The 21,767-nt window shown below is 64.6% G+C and carries 16 protein-coding genes; 14 read left to right on the forward strand and 2 right to left on the reverse strand.

Annotated features, from left to right (window positions below; all coding sequences use genetic code 11):
- The first annotated feature begins 93 nt into the window (after nt 1-93).
- The 10 genes from AC3WN8_RS13090 (at nt 94) to AC3WN8_RS13135 (ending at nt 12,203) form a co-directional block, all read left to right on the forward strand.
- Nucleotides 94-963: a MurR/RpiR family transcriptional regulator gene (locus AC3WN8_RS13090; protein WP_492669872.1), complete on the forward strand. Its 870-nt coding sequence runs from the start codon at nt 94-96 to the stop codon at nt 961-963.
- 106 nt (nt 964-1,069) lie between these two features.
- Nucleotides 1,070-3,013: a bifunctional 5-dehydro-2-deoxygluconokinase/5-dehydro-2-deoxyphosphogluconate aldolase gene (locus AC3WN8_RS13095; protein ID WP_492669873.1), complete on the forward strand. Its 1,944-nt coding sequence runs from the start codon at nt 1,070-1,072 to the stop codon at nt 3,011-3,013.
- 2 nt (nt 3,014-3,015) lie between these two features.
- Complete coding sequence (iolD, locus tag AC3WN8_RS13100; protein ID WP_492669874.1) at nt 3,016-4,851, forward strand: 3D-(3,5/4)-trihydroxycyclohexane-1,2-dione acylhydrolase (decyclizing); 1,836 nt, start codon at nt 3,016-3,018, stop codon at nt 4,849-4,851.
- Complete coding sequence (iolE, locus tag AC3WN8_RS13105; protein WP_492669875.1) at nt 4,848-5,741, forward strand: myo-inosose-2 dehydratase; 894 nt, start codon at nt 4,848-4,850, stop codon at nt 5,739-5,741. Before iolD ends, iolE begins: the two co-directional genes overlap by 4 nt.
- Nucleotides 5,741-6,532 carry a 5-deoxy-glucuronate isomerase gene (gene iolB, locus AC3WN8_RS13110; protein WP_492669876.1) on the forward strand — a complete coding sequence of 264 codons (792 nt, stop codon included), beginning with the start codon at nt 5,741-5,743 and terminating at the stop codon, nt 6,530-6,532. Before iolE ends, iolB begins: the two co-directional genes overlap by 1 nt.
- An 11-nt stretch (nt 6,533-6,543) precedes the next feature.
- Entirely contained in the window at nt 6,544-8,040 is a 1,497-nt protein-coding gene (locus tag AC3WN8_RS13115) for a CoA-acylating methylmalonate-semialdehyde dehydrogenase (RefSeq protein WP_492669877.1), read from the forward strand.
- Nucleotides 8,041-8,119: 79 nt separating this feature from the next.
- The gene (locus AC3WN8_RS13120) at nt 8,120-9,472 is read left to right on the forward strand and encodes an MFS transporter (protein ID WP_492669878.1); all 1,353 of its coding nucleotides are present in this window, start codon (nt 8,120-8,122) and stop codon (nt 9,470-9,472) included.
- Between the two features lie 9 nt (nt 9,473-9,481).
- Complete coding sequence (locus tag AC3WN8_RS13125; RefSeq protein ID WP_492669879.1) at nt 9,482-10,891, forward strand: alkaline phosphatase D family protein; 1,410 nt, start codon at nt 9,482-9,484, stop codon at nt 10,889-10,891.
- Nucleotides 10,891-11,091: a hypothetical protein gene (locus AC3WN8_RS13130; protein ID WP_492669880.1), complete on the forward strand. Its 201-nt coding sequence runs from the start codon at nt 10,891-10,893 to the stop codon at nt 11,089-11,091. The genes AC3WN8_RS13125 and AC3WN8_RS13130 overlap by 1 nt, the downstream gene beginning before the upstream one ends.
- Nucleotides 11,088-12,203, forward strand: a complete 1,116-nt coding sequence (locus tag AC3WN8_RS13135) for a Gfo/Idh/MocA family oxidoreductase (RefSeq protein WP_492669881.1) — start codon at nt 11,088-11,090, stop codon at nt 12,201-12,203. Before AC3WN8_RS13130 ends, AC3WN8_RS13135 begins: the two co-directional genes overlap by 4 nt.
- A 209-nt stretch (nt 12,204-12,412) precedes the next feature.
- Here AC3WN8_RS13135 and AC3WN8_RS13140 read toward each other — a convergent pair whose 3' ends face one another.
- Entirely contained in the window at nt 12,413-13,204 is a 792-nt protein-coding gene (locus AC3WN8_RS13140; RefSeq protein ID WP_492669882.1) for an inositol monophosphatase family protein, read from the reverse strand.
- Nucleotides 13,205-13,310: 106 nt separating this feature from the next.
- Here AC3WN8_RS13140 and AC3WN8_RS13145 point away from each other — a divergent pair, with 106 nt between their 5' ends.
- Nucleotides 13,311-15,299, forward strand: a complete 1,989-nt coding sequence (locus AC3WN8_RS13145; RefSeq protein WP_492669883.1) for a phytase — start codon at nt 13,311-13,313, stop codon at nt 15,297-15,299.
- Between the two features lie 190 nt (nt 15,300-15,489).
- On the opposite strand, the gene AC3WN8_RS13150 is transcribed toward AC3WN8_RS13145, so the two are convergent.
- The gene (locus tag AC3WN8_RS13150; protein ID WP_492669884.1) at nt 15,490-16,122 is read right to left on the reverse strand and encodes an alpha/beta hydrolase; all 633 of its coding nucleotides are present in this window, start codon (nt 16,120-16,122) and stop codon (nt 15,490-15,492) included.
- Between the two features lie 240 nt (nt 16,123-16,362).
- Here AC3WN8_RS13150 and AC3WN8_RS13155 point away from each other — a divergent pair, with 240 nt between their 5' ends.
- The 3 genes from AC3WN8_RS13155 (at nt 16,363) to AC3WN8_RS13165 (ending at nt 21,765) form a co-directional block, all read left to right on the forward strand.
- A complete protein-coding gene (locus AC3WN8_RS13155) occupies nt 16,363-17,580 on the forward strand; it encodes an LLM class flavin-dependent oxidoreductase (protein ID WP_492669885.1) in 1,218 nt (405 codons plus the stop codon).
- Between the two features lie 29 nt (nt 17,581-17,609).
- A complete protein-coding gene (locus AC3WN8_RS13160) occupies nt 17,610-18,881 on the forward strand; it encodes an acyl-CoA dehydrogenase family protein (RefSeq protein WP_492669886.1) in 1,272 nt (423 codons plus the stop codon).
- Nucleotides 18,882-19,137: 256 nt separating this feature from the next.
- Entirely contained in the window at nt 19,138-21,765 is a 2,628-nt protein-coding gene (locus tag AC3WN8_RS13165; protein ID WP_492669887.1) for a TonB-dependent receptor, read from the forward strand.
- The last annotated feature ends 2 nt before the right edge of the window (nt 21,766-21,767 follow it).

Here is a 21,767-nt window from a genome sequence, read left to right on the forward strand (position 1 = left end):
TATGTTCCTTAGCGCATGCCGTCGACGAGCGCGATAGTTGCGTTCCAAAAATCGAACAGATATTCTGGTTTTTCACCGGGAGAAATTTCACTGATGACCGATGCTTCGACTGCCCCGGTGACTGCCGAGCAATTACGCGCCGAGATCGTGCGGCGCTACGAGACGCTGAGCAAGCGTCTCAAGCAGATCGCGCGCTATATTCTCGACGAGCCGAACGACATCGCACTCGAAACGCTGGCGGTGATCGCGGCGCGCTGCGGCGTGCAGGCCTCGGCGATCGTGCGTTTCGCCCAGAGCTTCGGCTTCGAGGGCGCGAGCCAGATGCAGCGGCTGTTCCGCGACGGGCTGCTCAGCAACAACGCCGCGCTCGGCTATTCCGAACGCGTTCGCCAACTCGGCGAGACTGCGAACAACCAAGGCGCGGATCCCGCCGCGCTGCTTGCCGAGTTCATCGAGGGCAATATGCTCGCGCTGCAGAATCTGGTGCAGACGGTGAGCGGCGCGGACATGAAGGCTGCGGTCGACGCGATCGCTGCGGCGGAGACAGTGCATGTCGTCGGTTTTCGCCGCTCGTTCCCGGTCGCATCCTATATCGCCTATTCGCTGCTGCAGGCCGGGAAACGCGCGATCTTCATCGACGGTGTCGGCGGACTGGGCATGCAGCAGGTCCAGGCGATGGGCGAGAACGACCTGCTGATCGCGATCAGCTATCAACCCTATTCGGAAGAGACGGTCGCGATCGTCGAGGCGGTGCGCGCGCGCGGGCACACGGTTCTGGCGATCAGCGACAGCCTGGTCAGCCCGGTCGCAAAACCGGCGCAGCATGTGCTTCAGGTACGCGAATCGGAGGTGCGCAAATTCCGTTCGCTCTCCGCCTCGATGTGCCTTGCCCAGGCGCTGGTCATCAACTTCGCGTTCGAAGCGAGCCGCCAGCCGGCGAAGCGCCGGGCCAAGGGCAGATAGCCGGAAAACATACGTTCCAAACGCTTATTTTTTTGAAACATCTGTTGCAAACAGAAATTCGTTGGAATAGATGTTGCAGACCACGGAGAGGCGGTCTGAACAACATATGGCTGAGAGCATTGGGGCATCAGACGGCGAACGTCGGCTCGATCTCATCACGCTGGGGCGTGCCGGGATCGACCTGTATGGCGAGCAGATCGGCGGCCGGCTGGAAGACATGGCGAGCTTTGCCAAATATATCGGCGGCAGCCCGACCAATACCGCCATCGGCGCATCGCGGCTCGGGCTCGATGCCGGACTGCTGACCCGGGTCGGGGGCGATCATTTCGGCCGTTTCATCCGCGAGGAGTTGCAGCGCGAAGGTGTCGAGACGACGGGGGTCGTGACCGATCCCGACCGGCTGACCGCGCTGGCGATCCTCGGCATTCGCGATCCCGACACTTTTCCGCTGATCTTCTACCGCGAGAATTGCGCCGATATGGCGCTGGCCGCCGACGATGTGGATCCCGCCTTTGTGGCGCGCGCCGGCGCGCTGCTGATCAACGGCACGCATCTGTCCCGGCCGGGTGTGTTCGCGGCAAGCATGAAGGCCGCCGAACTGATGAAGGCGCAAGGCGGGCGCGTGATCTTCGACATCGACTATCGTCCGGTCCTGTGGGGGCTGGCGGCCAAGGCGAATGGTGAGGACCGTTTTGTCGCGAGCGCCGCGGTCACCGCGGAACTCCAGCGCGTGCTCCCTTTTTGCGACCTGATCGTCGGCACCGAGGAAGAGGTGCATATCCTTGGCGGTACCACCGATACCGTTGCGGCGCTGCGCGCGATCCGCGCCAGCAGCGATGCGTTGCTGGTATGCAAGCGCGGCGCCGCTGGATGCGTGGCATTCCCGGGTGACGTGCCCGACGACCTGGGCGACGGCATTGTCGGGCGCGGCTTTCCGATCGAAGTGTTCAATGTGCTCGGCGCAGGGGATGCGTTCATGGCCGGGTTCCTGCGCGGTTGGTTGCGCGGGATGCCGATCGCCAAATGCTGCGAGATCGCCAATGCCTGCGGCGCGATCGTGGTGTCGCGCCACGGCTGCGCGCCGGCAATGGCGTCATGGGAGGAACTGCAGGTCTTCCTGCGCGGAACATGGCCGCATCGCCTTCGCGAGAGCGCCGTGCTCGAACAGCTGCACTGGTCGAGCAACCGGCATGGCGAGCATCGCGAACTGACCGTGCTCGCGATGGATCATCGCAGCCAGTTCGACGATCTCATCGCAGATCTCGGTACCGGAGATGCCGATCAGGTCGCGCATTTCAAGAATCTCGCGCTCAGGGCGGTCGAGCGGCTCGCCGGCGGCGATCCGCGTTACGGGATGCTGCTCGACGGACGTTTCGGTGCGCGTGCGCTCGAAGCGGCGGCGGACCTGCCCTATTGGATCGGCCGCCCGATCGAGTTGCCGGGCTCGCGTCCGATCGTGTTCGAAGGCTCGCCCGATGTCGCCGCGACGCTCCGCGAATGGCCGATCAACCATGTCGTCAAATGCCTCGTCTTCTATCATCCGGACGACGAGCCCGAGATGATCGCGCGGCAGGATCGCCAGATCCTGCGCCTGTTCGACGCCTGCCGTGCGACGCGGCACGAATTCCTGCTCGAGGTCATCGCGTCCAAGCACGGCACGGTCGACAGCGACACGATCGCGCGCGTCATCGACCACATCTATGCGCTCGGCGTCTATCCCGACTGGTGGAAGCTCGAGCCCGCCGAAGATGCGGCGACCTGGAGCGCGATCGAGGCGGCGATCCTGCGCCATGACCCCTTGTGCCGCGGCATCGTCCTGCTCGGCCTGTCCGCGCCACAGGAGGAATTGCTGGCCGGGATCAGCACCGCGGCGGGCTTTCAGCTGGTCAAGGGTTTCGCGGTCGGGCGCACGATCTTCCACGACGTCGCGACGCGCTGGCTGTCGGGCGAGATCGATGACGACAAGGCGGTTGATGCGCTGGCGGAGAATCTTCGCATATTGGCGGATGCGTGGCGCGCGGCGCGCCACATCAAGGAAGCGGCGGCCTGACGATGACCAAGACGGTGCGCCTGACGATGGCGCAGGCCCTTTGCCGATATCTGGCGGCGCAGTCGGTGGAGATCGACGGTGAGACCATCTCCTGTTTCGCCGGGGTATGGGCGATATTCGGGCATGGCAATGTCGCCGGCATGGGGGAGGCGCTGGCCGGAATTGGCGATGCGCTGCCGACCTGGCGTGCGCATAACGAGCAGGGCATGGCACATGCCGCGATCGCCTTCGCCAAGCAAATGCGACGCCGGCGCGTCATGGCGTGCACCACCTCGATCGGGCCGGGCGCGACCAATATGGTGACCGCGGCGGCGCTCGCGCACGTCAACCGGTTGCCGGTGCTGTTCCTGCCCGGCGACGTCTATGCCAGCCGCCGGCCCGACCCGGTGCTTCAGCAGATCGAGGATTTCGCGGACGCGACGGTCAGCGCCAATGACTGTTTCAGGCCGGTCTCGCGCTATTTCGATCGTATCACCCGGCCAGAGCAGATTCTGGACGCGTTGCCGCGGGCGATGCAGGTGCTGACCGATCCGGCCATGTGCGGGCCGGTGACGCTCTGCCTGTGCCAGGACGTGCAGGCAGAGGCGTTCGATTACCCCCTGAGCTTCTTCGCCGCGAGGACATGGCGCCAGCGCCGCATCCGCCCCGACGAATGCGAACTTGCGGCCCTGGTCGACGCGATCCGCGCGTCCGAGGCGCCGCTGATCGTCGCGGGCGGCGGCGTACTCTATTCGCGCGCCGAGCATCTGCTCGCCGATCTGGCCGGGCGCACCGGAATGCCCGTCGCCGAGACGCAGGGCGGCAAGGGCGCGCTGGCATGGGATCATCCGCAGGCGCTTGGCGCGATCGGCGTGACCGGCACCAGTGCGGCGAACTGCGCGGCGGAGGCGGCGGACCTCGTCATCGGCATCGGCACGCGCCTGCAGGATTTCACCACCGGTTCGCGCACCCTGTTCGCGGGCAAGCGGCTGTTCCAGGTCAATATCGTCCAGCATGATGTCGGCAAACAGGCGGCCGAGCCGGTCCTAGGCGATGCCGGGGCCACGCTCGAAGCGCTGTCCGCAGCGCTCGGTGACTGGCAAACAAGCACCGCATGGCGCGAACAGAATGCCGAAGCCATGGGCGAATGGAATGCGGCCTGGGATGCCGCGACCGTAACCGGCGATGCGCTTCCTTCGGACGCGCAGGTCATCGGCGCGGTCTGGCGCCAGGCCGGCGACGACGCCACCGTGGTCTGCGCCGCTGGCGGCCTTCCCGGCGAGTTGCACAAGCTTTGGCGCTCGCACCGCCCCGGCGGCTATCATGTCGAATATGGCTTCTCGTGCATGGGTTATGAAATTGCCGGTGGGCTGGGCGTCAAGATGGCCGACCCGTCGCGCGACGTGTACGTCATGGTCGGCGACGGCAGCTATCTGATGCTCAATTCCGAGCTCGCCACCTCGGTGATGCTCGGCCACAAGATCACCGTCATCCTGCTCGACAATCGCGGCTATGGCTGCATCAACCGGCTGCAGCAGGGCACCGGCGGACGGCCGTTCAACAATCTGCTCGCCGACACCCGGCACGACACGCTTCCCGAGATCGATTTTGCCCGCCATGCTCGCAGCCTTGGCGCAACCGCTGAGAAGGTCGACGGCATCGCCGGCCTCGAAGCGGCGCTGGTCCGTGCGGCGGCATCGGACACAAGCTACGTGATCGTCATCGATACCGATCCCGCCATCGTCACCGAAGCCGGCGGCCATTGGTGGGACGTGGCGGTCCCTGAAGTCTCGGCGCGCGCGGAGGTTCAGGCCGCACGCCGTGCCTATGAAAACAAGCTGACCGGAGAGAGCGAATGAGCATCCGCTGGGGCGTTAGCCCGATCGCCTGGTGCAACGACGATATGCGCGAACTGGGCGGCGACACCACGCTCGACGCGTTGCTGACCGACGTGAAGGAAATCGGTTTCGATGGCGTCGAACTCGGCAATAAATTCCCGCGCGATCCCGAGACGCTGGCGCCGATCATGGCACGCTATGGCCTCGATATCGTCGGCGGCTGGTATTCGTCGAACCTGCTGATCCGCGACGCGGACGCCGAGATCGCGGCGCTGGCCGATCACCTGGCCCTGCTCGAATATATGGACTCGTCAGTGTTCATTCTGGCCGAGACCTCGAACGCGGTCCATTGCGACCGCTATGGCAGCCGGCTCGATACGCATCCGGTGCTGGCGCCGGGCGACTGGAAACAGTTCGGCGAACGGCTGAACAGCGTCGCGCGCTATATCAACGATCGCGGCATGCGCTTCGCCTATCATCATCACCTCGGCACCGTCGTCGAGACGAAGGACGAACTCGATCGATTTTTCGACGCGACGCAGGATCATGTCGGGCTGGTGCTCGATACCGGTCATGCGCTGTTCGGCGGGATCGAGCCGATCGATGTGATCAGGGCGCGCCCCGAGCGGGTGACCCACGTCCATTGCAAGGACGTCCGCACCGCCAAATACGATATGTTCCGCGCCAACGGCACCAGCTTCCTCAACGGCGTGGTCGGCGGCATGTTCACCGCGCCTGGCGACGGCGACTATGACTATGCTCCCTTCATGCGTGCATTGGCGGAGATCGACTATTCGGGCTGGATCGTGATCGAGGCGGAGCAGGATCCGGCGGTCGCCAATCCCCGCGACTATAGTCAGCTCGGACTCGATACGCTCAAGCGGCTCGCCACACAGGCGGAGCTCGCCTGATGTCGCTTCTCGTTCATTCGGGTGCGCCCGCCGCCGACGGAACCGTGCTGGACGTCACGCCGGAAAGTGCCGGCTGGACCTATGTCGGGTTCCGCGTCGTCAAGCTGGCGGCGGGGCAGGGTTATGCGCACCGCGAGCAGGGTCGCGAGGCGTGCCTGGTCATATTGTCCGGAACGGTTTCGATCGAGGCGGGCGGCGAAACCCTTGAAGCGCTGGGTGGGCGCAAGAGCGTGTTCGACGGCGCGGCGACCTCGGTCTACCTGCCCGCCGGCACCGACTATGCGATCCGCGCGACGGATGTCGCCGAAGTCGCGATCTGCACCGCCCCCGGCACGGGTGCGGGGCTGGTCCGTGTGATCCGGTCCGACCAGGTCGAAGTCCGCGGCAAAGGCAGCAACACGCGCCACGTCCGCAACATCCTTGCCGACACCGACCAGGCGGAGAGTTTGCTCGTCGTCGAAGTGATCACGCCCGGCGGCAACTGGTCGAGCTATCCGCCGCACAAGCACGATCAGGACGCCTTCCCCGAGGAGACCTTTCTCGAGGAGACCTATTATCACCGCCTGTCGCCGCCGCAGGGCTTCGCCTTCCAGCGCGTCTATACCGACGCGCGCGACATCGACGAGACGATGGCGGTCGAGGATGGCGACGTGGTGATGGTGCCGCGCGGCTATCACCCGGTCGGCGCGCCGCACGGCTACGACCTTTATTATCTGAATGTGATGGCGGGGCCCCGGCGCAACTGGGTGTTCCGCAACGATCCCGCGCATGACTGGATCGTGCGCCAATAAGGAACTGCATGGTGAGACAGATCGACCACTTCATCGCCGGTGGCTTCGCGGGGGGCGCGTCGGCGCGCAGCGGCGACGTGTTCGACCCGAGCACGGGCGAGGTGCAGGCCCGGGTTTCGCTCGGCACGCAGGTCGAACTCGATGCCGCGGTCGCCGCGGCGGCAAAGGCACAGCCCGGCTGGGCGCTGACCAATCCGCAGCGCCGTGCGCGCGTGATGTTCAACTTCAAGGCCCTGATCGAGCGGGAGATAGAGGCGCTGGCGCGCCTGCTCGCCTCCGAGCATGGCAAGGTGATCGCCGATGCCAGGGGCGATATCCAGCGCGGCCTCGACGTCATCGAATTCTCGACGGGTATCCCGCATGCGCTGAAGGGCGAATATACCCAGGGCGCGGGTCCGGGGATCGACATTTATTCGATGCGCCAGCCGATCGGCATCGGTGCTGGGATCACGCCGTTCAATTTCCCGGCAATGATCCCGATGTGGATGTTCGGCCCGGCAATCGCGGCCGGCAATGCCTTCATCCTGAAGCCCAGCGAGCGCGACCCGAGCGTGCCCGTTCGCCTGGCGGAGCTGATGGTCGAGGCCGGATTGCCCGAAGGGATTCTCCAGGTCGTCCATGGCGACAAGGAGATGGTGGACGCGATCCTCGATCATCCCGCGATCGGCGCGGTGAGCTTTGTCGGCAGTTCCGATATCGCGCATTATGTCTATTCGCGCGGCGTTGCCGCCGGAAAGCGCGTCCAGGCGATGGGCGGCGCGAAGAATCACGGAATCGTGATGCCCGACGCGGACATGGACCAGGTCGTCGGCGACTTGTGTGGTGCGGCATATGGTTCGGCGGGCGAACGCTGCATGGCATTGCCGGTGGTGGTGCCGGTGGGCGACCGAACCGCCGATATCCTGCGCGAGAAACTGATCCCGGCGATCGCCGCACTCAAGGTTGGCGTTTCGACCGATGCCGAGGCGCAGTACGGCCCGGTGGTGAACGCCGCGCACAAGCAGCGCGTCGAGAACTGGATCCAGACCGGCGTCGACGAAGGTGCCGAGCTCGTCGTCGACGGTCGCGGTTTCGCGCTGCAAGGGCATGAGCAAGGCTTCTTCATCGGCCCCAGCCTGTTCGACCATGTCACGCCCGATATGCAGGCGTACCGCGAAGAGATTTTCGGCCCGGTCCTCCAGATCGTCCGCGCGCAGAGCTTCGAGGACGCGATCCGCCTGCCGAGCGATCATCAATATGGCAATGGCGTCGCGATCTTCACACGCAACGGCCATGCCGCGCGTGAGTTCGCGCATCGCGTCAATGTCGGCATGGTCGGCATCAACGTGCCGATCCCGGTTCCCGTCGCCTATCACAGCTTTGGCGGCTGGAAGCGCTCGGGCTTCGGCGACACCAACCAGCACGGCATGGAAGGCGTCCGCTTCTGGACCAAGGTCAAGACCGTGACCCAGCGTTGGCCCGATGGCGGGGCCGGCGACAGCGCCTTCGTCATTCCGACGATGGGGTGAAACCGCGCTTCCGGAAAAACCGGAGGCCGCAACAGGCTCGGATGCCGGCACCAGAGCGGCGGCGAGCGGGAGAGCAAGCATGCTGAAGGCATTTGCGACGGGGCCGGACCTTCCGATCAGGACCGATATCGATATCGACGCCACCTATCGGCGGCACCGCACGCGCATCATCATCGCGATCACCGCGGGCTATGCGGTCAGCTATATGTGTCGGCTGGCGATCAATGTGGTGAAGAAGCCGCTGATCGATGGCGGCATCTTCACGCCCGAGGATCTCGGCAATATCGGCTCCGCCCTGTTCTATTCCTATGCCGCGGGCAAGCTGATCAACGGCTTCGTCTCCGACCATGCCAATGCCCGCAAGTTCATGGCGGTCGGGCTCGTCATATCGGCGCTGTGCAATGTCGTGATGGGCTTTTCCACCACGGTCGCGGTCGCGACCATCGTGTGGGGGCTGAATGGCTGGTTCCAGAGCTATGGCGCCCCGGCCTGCGTGGTTTCGCTGGCCAGCTGGTTCTCGAACAGGGAACGCGGACGCTTCTACGGCATCTGGTCGACTGCGCATTCGATCGGAGAGGGCCTGAATTTCCTCGTCACCGCGTCGCTGGTCGCGGCGCTGGGCTGGCATTGGGGTTTCTGGGGTCCGGGGATCGCGACACTCGTCGCGGCGGTCGCCACCTATTTCGCGATGGCCGATCGTCCACGCACCATGGGCCTGCCCACCGTCGCCGACTGGAAGGGCGACCGCTACGAACCGACCGCCGACGAGGCGGCCGCGATCGCCGCGACACCGCCGAGCGGCGTGTTCGCGACCCAGCTCACCATCCTCAGGATCCCGGCGGTGTGGATCCTCGCGATCTCGAGTGCGCTCGTCTATGTCACGCGCTACGCGATCAACAGCTGGGGCATTCTCTATCTCCAGGAAATCCGTGGCTATTCGCTCGTCGAGGCCGGATCGATGCTGACGATCAGCACGCTTGCCGGCATCGCCGGCGCGGTGTCGTTCGGCTTCATCTCCGACACATTCTTCGGCGCGCGGCGGCCACCGGCCAATCTGCTGTTCGGTATCGTCGAACTCATCGGACTGTTGCTGTTCTTCTTTGGCCCCACCGGCGTGCTGTGGACCGGACTGTCGATGATCCTGTTCGGGCTCGGCATGACCGGGCTCGTCACCTCGATCGGCGGGCTGTTCGCGATCGATATCTGCCCCAAGCGGGTCGCCGGCGCGGCGCTCGGGATGGTCGGCGTGTTCAGCTATCTGGGCGCCGGGATCCAGGAGACCGTGAGCGGCAAGTTGATCAACGGCGGCATGACCATGGTCGATGGCGTACGCCATTATGATTTCACCGCGGCGATCTGGTTCTGGATCGGCGCGTCGCTGGTGTCGGTGCTGCTCAGCTCGACACTCTGGAATACGCGCCTGCGCGACTGAGGAAGAATGATGGACCGACGCAAATTCCTGTGGGGCGCAAGCGCACTGACGATGCTTGCGGGACTGCCCCGTCGCGTGATGGCAGCGGTCGCGCCCGGCTATCCCCGACTGCTCGAGGGGCCGATGATCGGCGCATCCTCGACCACCGGATTCACGGTGTGGAGCCGGGCCAGCGGAACGTTCGGCGTAGCGGTCGAATATGCCACCGACCGAGCATTCACCGATGCGAAGACGACCGCAGCGGTGCCCGCGACCGGGGCCGACGATCTCGTCACCCGGGTCGAGGTGAACGGCCTCAAGCCCGACACGACCTATTATTACCGCATCAGGACCGACGGCATTGCCGACCGCCATCAGCCCATTCCATTCCACACGCGCACCGCGCCGGCGGGCCCGCGCCCGATCCGTATCGCCTTCGGATCATGCGCGCGCGTCCAGCTCGATACGCAACAGCCGGTATTCGATGCGATCGCGGCGATGGAGCCCGATCTGTTCCTGTGGCTGGGCGACAACATCTATGCCGACAGCGATGCCGAGGCGGCGTTCAGCGACATTTATGCGCGCCAGCGCAGCGTGGCCAGCCTGCAGCCGCTGCTGCGTTCGGTGCCGCAACTCGCGATCTGGGACGATCACGATTTCGGCCATAATGATTCCGACGGCACCAACCCGGTCAAGCAGATGACGCTTCGGCAGTTCAAGCGCTGGTGGGCCAATCCGGCATCGGGACTGCCCGATACAGCCGGGATATTCTTCCGCCACAGCTTCGGCCCCGTCGACATCTTTATGCTGGACGGGCGCTATCACCGCGATGCGCCATCGGCGCCAAACGGCCCCACGAAGACGATGCTCGGCCAAGCGCAAAAGGCGTGGCTCAAACGCGAGCTCAAGGCATCCAGGGCGGTCTTCAAGCTGCTCGTCTCGGGTACGGGCTGGTCGTGCGCCGAGCGTGGCGGCGACAGCTGGGCGATGTATCTCGACGAGCGGAACGAACTGCTCGATTTCATCCGCGACAACCGGATCGGGGGCTGCCTCGGCATTTCCGGCGACGTCCATATGGGCGAGGCCAATTGCGTGCCTTGGAGCGAAAAGGGCGGCTATGATTTCTACGACCTGGTCAGCTCCGGGCTCGCCCAGTTGCTCAGCCCGAAGTTCGTCGATCAGCTGCCCGAAGTCCGCCTGCGCACCCCCTGGGTGGGTAGCGCGAATTTCGGCATACTCGATTTCACCTTCGGTGCCGATCCGAAGGTCGAGATGAGCGTGCGCAACGTGATCGGTTCGCCGGTGTTCGATCCGGTCACCGTCAGGGTCGCCGATCTCGTCAACGGGCGCGAGAGCTGGAAGGCGGCGATCGATCCCAAGGAAATGAAGCGGCGGCTCCGCGTCGAGCAGGGCGGCAGCTATTACGGAGTTGAGAAGTGATGCGCGTCGACATGGTGGCGATCCTGCCGGAGGAGTTCGAAGCGATGAAGGCCCGGTTGCCGAGAACCACCGCGGAGGGCCTGTTCGATACCTATCGGATCAGCCAAGGGACCTGGTACAAATTGCGTGACGGCCTGCCGGTGAAACGCACGACGGTCGAGAGGCTGCGTGCGCGCTACGCCCAGGTTGCGAGCGAATGAGCAAGCCTCCGCTCCGCATCGCGCTGATCGGCAGCGGCTTCATGGGGCGCGCGCATGCGATGGCATTCGCCGCGGCGGGGCGGGCCTTCGATCTGCCGGTCGAGCCGCTGCTCGAAATCCAGGCCGATCGTGACGCGGCGACGGCGGCAAAGGCAGCCGCCGCCCTCGGTTTCGCACGCTCTACCGGTGACTGGCACGAGGCAGTGACCGACCCGGCGATCGACCTGGTCGCGATCGCGACGCCCAATATCCTCCACGCCCCGATCGCACTTGCGGCGCTCGCGGCGGGCAAGCCGGTCTATTGCGAGAAGCCGCTTGCCGCCACGGTCGCGGAAGCACAGGCAATGGCCGATGCTGCCGCGGCCTCCGGCCTGCCGACCGCAGTGGGCTTCACCTATCTCTACAATCCGATGATCGCCCTGGCCCGCGATCTGATCGCCGGCGGGGAGATCGGTGAGGTGACGGCGTTCCGCGGCATCCATGCCGAGGATTTCATGGCCTCGGCCAATGCACCCTTCAACTGGCGGTGCGAGCCCGAACAGGCCGGCGGCGCGCTCGCGGATATCGGCAGCCACATCATCGCAATGGCGCGTCATCTGCTGGGCGAGATCGCCGAAGTCTCCGGCACGCTCCACACCGCCCATCCGATGCGCCGGGACGCCGGCGGCACCAAGCGGCCGGTGCAGGTCGACGACCAGATGGATGCGCTGGTCCGCTTTGCCGGCGGGGCGACGGGGACGCTGTCGGCAAGCTGGATCGCGACCGGACGCAAGATGGGCCTTGGCTTCGAAGTCAGCGGCACCAGGGGCTCGATCGCCTTCACGCAGGAGCGGTTCAACGAACTCCAGCTCTATCGCTCCGGACCCGGCATCAACAACGGCTTCACCACGATCATGGCCGGGCCGGGCCATGGCGATTATGGCGCATTCTGTCCGGCCTCGGGACATCAGATCGGCTATAACGACCTCAAGACCATCGAAGTGAAGGCGGCGATCGATGCGGTGCTGGGCGATTCCGGCAACGTCAAAAGCTTCGCCGATGCATTGAAGGTGGAACAGGTCGCCGACGCCATCCGCACCTCGCATCGGGAAGCGCGCTGGGTGCGCCTCTAGAGTTTTTTCCACCAGGGTGGAACGCCCGTGAAGGTGCGCAAATCAGCCTGCCCCTTCACTGTCGCTCCAGCGATAGCTGGAGCCTATGCGGTGCCGGGGCATCGCGGAAGTTGACGGATCCCATGGGCTCCAGCTTTCGCTGGAGCGACAGGGGGAGGACTCTCCCAACGGCTAAATCTCCACCGTCATGCCAATCGATGAATCAAACTCTAGACCCGCGCCAAAGCTTCGATCAGTTCGGCCTGGATCGCCGGGGTCGACGCAAGCACCGTGCCGCCCATCAGATCGAGCGTGCCGCCCAGCGTATCGGTCACCAGCCCGCCGGCTTCGCGGACGATCACGACGCCGGCCGCCATGTCCCAGGCGCTGACACTCTGTTCCCAATAGGCGTCGTGCCGCCCGCAGGCGACCCATGCCATGTCGATCGCGCCGGCACCGATACGGCGAATGCCGGTAACCCGATTGGTGAGACGCTCCATCTCGGCATAGAATTGTTCGTGATTGGGCTTGGTCTCGAAAGGGATGCCGACCGCAAGCACGGACTCGCCGATCGTTGCGCGCGCCGAAACATGGATCGCCTTGCCATTGAGCCAGGCTCCCTTGCCGTCCTCCGCCCAGAAGGTCTCTTTCAGCACAGGCGTGTGGGTGACGCCGGCGATGACCTCACCATCGCGGGCGAGGGCGATGTTGACCGCGAACAGCGGCGATCCGGTGAGGAAGTTGGTGGTGCCGTCCAGTGGGTCGACGATCCATACGTGCGACGCGTCGCTGCCGGGCTGGAGGCCGCCCTCCTCACCCAGAAAGCCATAGGTCGGCGCATGCGCCATCAGCGCGGCTTTCACCGTTTCCTCGGCGCGCAGGTCCGCTTCGCTGAACATGTCGGCAACGCCGGCCTTGTTGCGGATATTGAGCGAGGAGATCCGGGCCTGATCGGCAAGCAGCCCTTTGCCGGCCGTTTCGGCGGCTGCGAGCATGACGGAGAGAAGCGGGGATATGGTCATGCGCCTATGAATATCTATTCTGAATTGAGGTCAATATGGAAAATATGTTGCATTTCTCATCGGTCCCGGCATTCTGCCCGGTATAAGGACCGATCGGGAGAGGGAAATGACAAAGCGCCTGCGGCTGTTCGCGACAGCCGGTTTGCTGTGCGGAGCAGCACCTTGTGCTTACGCGCAGACCGCTGCCCCGCCCCCCAGCGTGCCCGCCATCGCCGAAACCGCGGCCACGCTCGGCTCCGGTGCGGACGGCGCGGTGCTGCTCGACGATCCCGCGGGAAAGCTGATCCTTGCCGGCGCCGAATCGGGCGGTATCGATGTTTTCGACATGACCGGGCAGCGCGTTGCGTCGCGCGCCGTCGGCAATATCCGCGCTTTGGATGCGCGCGGAACGCTGATCGTGGCACTCGACGGGCCGAAAAATGCGCCGTTGCTCTTCCGTGCCTCCACGGGCGGCGCGCTCGCACCGATCGCGCTGACCGGTATCAAAGCCGAAATGACGGTTGCGGGCCTGTGCCTCGCACGCAGTCACCGCGACGAAACGCTCTATCTGTTCCTGCTGGGCGACGAAGGCGCGATCGAGCAATGGTCGCTCAACGAAAATGCTTCGGGCGGCATGGAAGGCCGGCTCGCGCGGCGCATGTCACTGGGGTCGGAAACCGGATATTGCGCCGCAGACGATCGCGGCTCGGTCTATGTTTCGCAGGAAGCCGTCGGCGTCTGGCGCTTCGCGGTCGAGCCCGAAGCCGAGATCAAGCCCGAGATCGTCGATATCGTCCGCCTGGGCCATATCACCGAAGAGGCCAAGGGTGTTGCGATTGCCGCGGATGGCCGGCTGGTCGTGTCGGATGCTTCCGCGAACCGGCTGAATCTCTATGACCCGCAAGCCGACCACGCCTATCTCGGTTCCGTCGCGGTGACCGCCGGTGCATCGATCGACGGCCTCGAGGATGCAGGCAGCCTCAGCGTCGCGGGCGGCATGCTGATCGCGGCCGATGATGACAACACCCCGCAGAACGCCAATTTCAAGATCGTGCCGTGGAAGGCGTTGCTCGATGCCGCGGGGCTGGCCGAGCGTGCGGCCCCGGCCGCGCCGCCGCGCATGCCGATCGTCCTGCCCTCCGCCGAGACCGCGCCTGTCGAGACCGGCGGCGATGCGGCCGACGATCCCGCGATCTGGATCGACGCCAGGGATCCGTCGCGCAGCGTCATCATCGGTACCCAGAAACAATCGGGCCTCTACGTCTATGATCTGTCGGGCAAGGTGCTTCAGTTCCTGCCCGAGGGGCGAATGAACAATGTCGATCTGCGCGAAGGCTTCAAGCTGGGCGGCAAGACCGTGACGCTCGTGACGTCGAGCAACCGCACCCAGCGCAGCATCTCGATCTACACGCTCGATCCCGCGACGCGGCAACTGACCAATGTCGTCGATGGCGTGCAGGCCACCGGTTTCGACGATCCCTATGGGCTGTGCATGTATCGCAGCGCTAGGACCGGCAAACTTTATGTCTTCGTCAATCAGGGCGACGGCGCGATGCGTCAGTGGGAACTGCTCGCGACGCCCGTCGGCAAGGTCCGCACGAAGCTGGTCCGCGATCTCGCGTTCGCCAGCCAGGTCGAAGGCTGCGTCGCCGACGACGAGACCGGCATGCTCTATGTCGGTGAGGAGGATGCCGGCATCTGGCGGCAGAGCGCCGAGCCCAAGGGCGGCGCGGTCCGCACGATGCTTGCCGCGGTCAAGGACAATCCCGCGCTCAAGGACGATATGGAGGGCATGGGCCTCTACAAGCTCGATGCGACGCGCGGCTATCTCATCGTCTCCAGCCAGGGCAATGACAGCTATGCCGTGTTCCGGCGCGAGGGCGATAATGCCTATGTCGGTTCGTTCCAGGTCGGCGCCAATGCGGGCGAAGGCATTGACGGCATTTCCGAGACCGACGGGCTCGAAGTCGTCAGCGCCTCTGCAGGCGGGATTTATGCGCATGGCCTGATGGTGGCGCAGGATGGCCGCAACGTGTCGCCGCCCCAGCACCAGAATTTCAAACTGGTCCCCTGGGATCGCGTGGCCAAGGCGCTGAAACTGGATATGCGACAATAGGCGGAAGATTGCGCCGCCGCGCCGATGGCAGCGGTCAGCCCTCAGTGCCACACAGCTTTGATAGAAGCTCCCGAAGATTCGGGATTACATGATGCATGGCGGATTCAAGAGCCCACCCGGTCGCCGTTGCGACTGCGATGAGAAACGTTCGCGCCGCCCCGGCCGTGGAGCAGCGCGGAATCTCGTCCCTTCAGCCGGCGGTCAAAAAGGGGACCGTATAATCGATCGACCGCTGTCGGCCATCAACGATGGCCGAGTGGCCGCGCAGAAGGGTATCGAGCGGCCGTGTGGCATAGTCGGTCAGCGGCGAGAGGAACGGGATATCGCTGAAATCCATATGGTCCATATGGTCGATCTCGACGAAGTCGACCGGCGCAGATGCCGACCGGAAAAGATATTCGACGCCGAGCATCATGGCCTTGTCCTGTCCCTCATGCGCGCCTGTGGTCCACATGAAGGGAACCCGCTTATCCATGGCGGAGAGCTGTGCTCCCCAGATCTCGCCATCATAGTTGAGCCCGGCCTTGCAGCGTGGGTCGGTCAGGCAGAACTGGCCCGAGGTCGGCCCGCCGAGCGACATGCCGAAGACGCCGATGCGCGACAGGTCGATACGGCCCGATAGCAGATTTGGCGCCGCACCGGTCTGTTGAACCGCCAGTCGATCCAGGACAAAGCCGATGTCTGCAGCGCGGTCGTTGATCGAGCGCGTCAGGAATGCCTCGCCTGCGGCGCGCTGTTGGCGCAACGCGAGATAGCGCGCTCGGCGCTGGGGCTCTTTCAGCGCCATCAACTGCGGCGCCGCCATATAGGCTGCGAGTGTCACCTCCTCGATCCGGCCCACATCGGCGCGCGACTGCCCCGGGGGGCGCCTGGCGCGGCGATCCTCCAACCAGCATTGGACGGGCGGCGAAGGGCTGTGATCGTTGATGCCGCACTGCTCAATTGCCGCCACTTCGCTGCGCAATTTTGACCAGCCCTACTCGATCGGCAGCGTGAAATCGGCGGCGGCGCGGACTTGGCATGTTTTCTGCTGAGGCTCCGGCAACGCAACGGAGCCGCCCCCATGACGATCGAATTCTATTCTCGCCTGCCGCTCCATGGCGAGACCCAGTTCATCCCCGGCGACAACCGCAATCGCGGTGACTGGAACCGTTCGCCGGAGGACAGCACCGGCGCGGTGTCGCGCTTCGCGATCGGCGACGATTTCACCTATATCGACTATCTCTCACAGGTCGCCAAGGCGGCCGAGCTGAACGGTTTTGCCGGCGCCTTGCTCGTCAACGCGCCGTTCGGCGACGAGCCCTGGATCTCGTCCGCGCTGCTTGCACGCGAAACCAAGCGGTTGCGCTTCGTCGACGCATTCCATCCCGGCCATTTCAGCCCGTGGCAGGCGGCGCAGATGGCCGCGAGCTTCCAGCGCGGCAGCGGCGGCCGGCTGGTCTGGAACATCATCCAGGGCGGGTCGGACGCGATGCAGAATGCGCTCGGCGACACGCTGCCGCATGACGAGCGCTATGAGCGCGCGATCGAATTCCTCGATGTGGTCAAGGGCTTCTGGGCCAATGAGAGTTTCCACTATGCGGGCAAATATTATCAGGCGAACGGCATGGGATTGCGCGGGCCGCTTCGCAAGGCGGCGATCCCGCTGATCTGCAGCGCCGGCGCATCGGCGCCGGCCAAGCGGCTCGCCGCCAAGCATTCCGACTATTATCTGATGCTGGCCGAGGATCCGGCCGTCGTCGCCGGCCATATCGCCGAAGTCCGCGCATTGGCACGCGAACATGGCCGCGAAGAGGAGATCCGCTTCGGCCTGTCGGTCGACGTCATCCTGCGCGAGACCGACGAGGAGGCCTTTGCCGAGGCGAAGCGTGTGTTCGAGGACGGCGTGCGCGCGGGCACCGTCCAGATGACCGCCGCGCGCAGCGAGCAGATGTCCGACACCAATCGCTCGCGCTATCGCCGCTACAATGATCGCGAAGTGAACGGGTTCGAGGATCTGTTCATCGCGCCCAATCTCTGGGGCGGTTTCGGTTATGTCGGCATCCCGCCGGGCTTCGCCTTTGTCGGCGGCTATCAATCGGTGATCCGCAAGATCCGCGAATTCGCGGATCTCGGCATCTCGATGTTCTTCATCAACGGCTATCCCCATCTCGAGGAAATCTACCGGCTGGGCGAACATGTCCTGCCGCATTTCCGCGAAGCCGCGGCGGCCGGCCCGGCCAGGACGCTTCAGCCGGTCCTGCTCGCGCACGGCATCGCGCCCGCCGAAGCCGCGGCCTGACCCTATTCCCGATCTGGAAAGAGATATCCATGACAGCCAGTGTTTCGCTCGCCGCCCATCCCGACGTCTCGGTCGCGAAGGCGGCCGAAGGCAGATCCGCCGTCCGGCTGGCGAGCGAGGCGGACGCCATCGCCGCTGCCCATCGGGTGGCCGATGCGTTGCGTCCCATCGCCGCCGACAAGGCCCGTGAGGGGGAATTGCCGCGCGAGCAGCTCGATCTGCTGTTCGGCAGCGGCGTACCCGCCATCGCGGTCCCCAAGGCATTTGGCGGGCTCGGTGCTTCCATCTCGACCATCGTCGAAACGGTGCGGATCATCAGCCATGCCGATGGCAGCATCGGCCAGGTGCTCCAGCTCCACAATGTCATGATCGCCGGCATCCTCGCCTCGCCATCGGAGGAAACCCGCCGTTTCTTCGCGCCCAGGATCCTGGCGGGCGACCGTTTCGCCAATGCGCTGGCCGAAGTCGGCGGCAAGAACAAGCTCGCGCTCAAGACGACGCTGACGCCGCGCGCCGAGGGCGGCTATCTGCTCAATGGCCGAAAATTCTATTCGACCGGATCCTATCTGGCCGACTGGCTTTCGGTGGGATGCGTATCGCCCGATGCGATGCCGGCCTCCGCGATCGTCGCGCGCGACGCGCCGGGCGTGACCGTCATCGACGATTGGCGCGCCTTCGGCCAGCGGTCGACGATGAGCGGCACCGTGATCTTCGAGGATGTCGTCGTGCCCGACCTGTTCGCCCCGGGGCGCCGTGGCCAGACGCGCGCCGGCCTGACGCGTCCGCAGATCCTGCATGCCGCGATCGACACCGGCATCGCCCGGGGCGCGCTCGATTCCGCGATCGACTATCTGCGCAACCATTCGCGCGCCTGGATCGAAAGCGGAGAGGAGCGCATTCGCGACGAACCCCATGTGATCAAGCAGATCGGCGAGTTCGCAGCGGCGGTGCATGCCGCCGAGATCGTCCTTCGCCACGCGGCGGAGGTGTATGACCGGCAGCTCCTCGATCCCGGGAATGAGGCACTGACCACCGAAGCGATCCTGGCTGTGGCGCATGCGCGTGTCCAGTCCGACGCCGCATCGCTGAAGATCGGAGCGGGGCTGTTCGACCTGCTCGGCGCCAGCGCGGTCCAGGACAAATATAATCTCGATCGCTTCTGGCGGAACGCGCGTGCGCACACGACGCACGATCCGATCCGCTGGCGGCTCCATATGATCGGCAATCACGCGCTCAACGATGAAGTGCCGATCGATTTTCCGCTTTCACCCGAAGGACGAAGCCGGTTCCTGGGACAATAAGCGTTCCGAATTCACCACTGGCATGTTGATTGTGCGACAGTATCGCGATCGGGCGTGCATGAATTTACGATAAATCGTTGAAATTCAATGCGCGAGACAATTGGCACAATCGCTGCATAGATAAAGCCGGAATGGCCGGGATAACCCGGCATGACGCAATGAAGGGGACTGACGACGCCGGAAATATGGTTCCGGCGACCGGCGATGCTTTGGCTGGGCCGCGTCTTCCCTTTCCAGGAACCGAAAGGGTGCATCATTGACGAATTCGATCAAGCTGCGGACGCTTTTGCTGGGAAGCGCGATCTGGCTGGGCATTCCCCAGATGCTCCACGCCGCAACGCCGGACGCGACCGATGTCGTGGCGCCGGATGCGGACGCGGCCGACAGTGCCGATCGCGATGCGATCATCGTCACCGGCCGGCGCGACGAAAGCTCGGTGGTGCCGGTGCGGCCGCCCAGCTCGATCTATGGCGTGGAGGCGAGTGTTCTCGATACCCCGCGCTCGCTGTCGCAGATAACGGCGGACCAGCTTGCGACCGACGTGCTCCGGAGCACCGATGATTTCGTCAAATATGCGCCCGGCATCACCCGCGGCGGCGGACAGGGCAATAGCGCGGCGCCCAGCATCCGCGGCATCAATGCCGAAGTCTTCCAGAATGGGCAGCGCATCTACAAGGACGGCAATGACCATCCCCTCAATCTCAACGCCTATGAGGGGGCGGACATCGTCGCGGGGCCGTCCTCGGTGATCTTCGGGCCGTCGAGCGGCACCGGCGGCTATGTCAATTATCTCACGAAAAAGCCGTTCTTCGATCGGCAGCGCACACAGGTGACGGCAGGGATCGGAACCTGGGCGCCGGGCGACAACAGCTATTCGGATTTCAGCCTGACGCTCGACACCGGCGGGCCGATCAACGAGCAGCTCGCCTATCGCGTCAGCATCAAGGGGCAGCGCGGCGGCACCTATTATGCGAATGTCGAGAATAATTATAACAGCTTCTACGGCGCGCTTTCCTGGCGGCCGGCGAACAACATCCGGGTCGACTGGAACGGTTCGTTCGACGACTATTACAACTTCAACATCACGCGCGGCTGGAACCGGCCGACCCAGGCGCTCGTCGACAGTTTCGGCAAGCAATATTATGGCGGACGGGCGACCCCGCTGATCAATTCGCCGGGCGTCGGCATCTGGTCGCCTGTCTTCGCGTCGAGCGATCCCACCGCGGCGCCCGTCGGCTGGCAGCTGCGCACGCGTAACGCACAGGCGCAATATGTGCCCGGTGCGGTGCAGACCACGCCGCTGCCCAGCGCAACGGTGGCGGGCGCGGGCAGCGTGGTCGGCTGGGTCTATGATCCGACCATTCCGGGCAACGGCCTTCGCGAGATCTCGGCCTCGACCGGTTCGGGCCGGCCCGAGGACAAGAACAGCGCCAAGCGCTACATCTCGCAGCTTCAGGTCGGGGTCGATCTGTCCGATCGCTGGAACCTGCTGTGGAGCGGCTATGTCCAGCGTTCGATCAACAACAATGATTCGGTCGGTTCGTTCATCTACAAGAACCGCAGCACGCTGATCGACTCCCGCCTCGAATTCCGCGGCAAGATCACCGGCGACCTGTTCGGCCTGCCGATGGAGCTCCAGTCGAACAGCGGCGTCTCGATCCGCCGGCTGAAATACAGCGCACGCTCCGCCAACAACAATTTCAACTATAATCCGTTCGATCTGACGCTCGATCCGAGCACGCTGACCCCGTCCGCGCTGTTCGGCCTGCCTCAGGCCGATCCGAATTCTTCGGGATCGTGGATCGGCGCGGCGGGCGTGCCGCAACTCACGCCTTATTTCGGTTATATCCGCTTCCCCGCGATGGTGCCGACCGGCGACGGCTATTATTCGGAAATCGGCGGTTTCCCGCCGGCCGGTGCGGTCTACACGTCGAACGGGCATCTCAATCAGTGGAGCCTGTTCACTCAGCAGAATGTCCGGATCGCGGATGTCGTCGGCATCAATCTCGGCGTGAACCTCACCCGGATCGACGCATCGATCAACAATCCGGTCGTGGTCAATCCGGGCGACGTGCGCGGCGATCGGCAGAGCTATACGCTGCCCAGCTATCAGGCGAGCATCTATGTGAAGCCGACCGCCAACAGCACGCTCTATTTCACCTATGACCGGTCGATCGCGGTCAATACCGGCGTGTTCGGCGCGTTCAACGTCTGGGGGCCGGGCAACAAGCTCAATCCGCTCGCCTTCGACAGCGTGAGCGAGCTTTACGAAGGGGGCATCAAGCTCGACCTCATCCCCGGCAAGCTCTTCTCATCCGCCAGCGCCTTCGTCCAGTATCGCGACACCACGCCCGATACCAACGGCAACATCGCCAATGTGCGGATCCGGGGTGTGGAGGCGTCGTTGCGCTATCAGCCGCTCCCCAATCTCGGCGCCGGGCTGAACTTCACCTATCTGAACGCGGTCAACAGCTTCATTGTGCCCGCGGGTTTCTCGCCCTTCGGCTTCTTCGCAGACAATGCGACGGTGTTCGGCGACAGCAACCGGCTGATCGGGCGCACCGGCGGGCGATACGGCGTGCCGGGCGTGCCCAAATATTCATTGAACGGCTTTGTCGATTACCGCCTGTCGAACGGGCTCGGTGCGGAATTGTCCGCCTGGTATACGGGCAAATTCTACACCAATCTCAGCCAGAGCGTGGTCGTGCCCGACGGCTATCAGGCGAACCTGACGCTCTATTATCGCCAGCCCCGCTTCGATCTGGCGATCACCGCGGTCAACATCACCGATCAGCATAATTTCCTGAACGCGTTGACCGGCGGCGAATTTCTGCAGCCGCTGCCACCGCGTTCGATCCAGGCGCAAATCTCGGTGCGGTTCTGAGG

It is taken from the genome of Sphingobium sp. FW305-3-2-15-F-TSA7 (genome assembly GCF_058787155.1).

What these genes read in the sequence shown, in the direction of transcription:
- AC3WN8_RS13125 (WP_492669879.1), top strand. Translation starts at nt 9,482, where the DNA reads ATGGACCGACGCAAATTCCTGTGGGGCGCAAGCGCACTGACGATGCTT.
- AC3WN8_RS13090 (WP_492669872.1), top strand. Translation starts at nt 94, where the DNA reads ATGACCGATGCTTCGACTGCCCCGGTGACTGCCGAGCAATTACGCGCC.
- iolD (WP_492669874.1), top strand. Translation starts at nt 3,016, where the DNA reads ATGACCAAGACGGTGCGCCTGACGATGGCGCAGGCCCTTTGCCGATAT.
- AC3WN8_RS13095 (WP_492669873.1), top strand. Translation starts at nt 1,070, where the DNA reads ATGGCTGAGAGCATTGGGGCATCAGACGGCGAACGTCGGCTCGATCTC.
- iolE (WP_492669875.1), top strand. Translation starts at nt 4,848, where the DNA reads ATGAGCATCCGCTGGGGCGTTAGCCCGATCGCCTGGTGCAACGACGAT.
- iolB (WP_492669876.1), top strand. Translation starts at nt 5,741, where the DNA reads ATGTCGCTTCTCGTTCATTCGGGTGCGCCCGCCGCCGACGGAACCGTG.
- AC3WN8_RS13120 (WP_492669878.1), top strand. Translation starts at nt 8,120, where the DNA reads ATGCTGAAGGCATTTGCGACGGGGCCGGACCTTCCGATCAGGACCGAT.
- AC3WN8_RS13160 (WP_492669886.1), top strand. Translation starts at nt 17,610, where the DNA reads ATGACAGCCAGTGTTTCGCTCGCCGCCCATCCCGACGTCTCGGTCGCG.
- AC3WN8_RS13155 (WP_492669885.1), top strand. Translation starts at nt 16,363, where the DNA reads ATGACGATCGAATTCTATTCTCGCCTGCCGCTCCATGGCGAGACCCAG.
- AC3WN8_RS13130 (WP_492669880.1), top strand. Translation starts at nt 10,891, where the DNA reads ATGCGCGTCGACATGGTGGCGATCCTGCCGGAGGAGTTCGAAGCGATG.
- AC3WN8_RS13135 (WP_492669881.1), top strand. Translation starts at nt 11,088, where the DNA reads ATGAGCAAGCCTCCGCTCCGCATCGCGCTGATCGGCAGCGGCTTCATG.
- AC3WN8_RS13145 (WP_492669883.1), top strand. Translation starts at nt 13,311, where the DNA reads ATGACAAAGCGCCTGCGGCTGTTCGCGACAGCCGGTTTGCTGTGCGGA.
- AC3WN8_RS13140 (WP_492669882.1), bottom strand. Translation starts at nt 13,204, where the DNA reads ATGACCATATCCCCGCTTCTCTCCGTCATGCTCGCAGCCGCCGAAACG.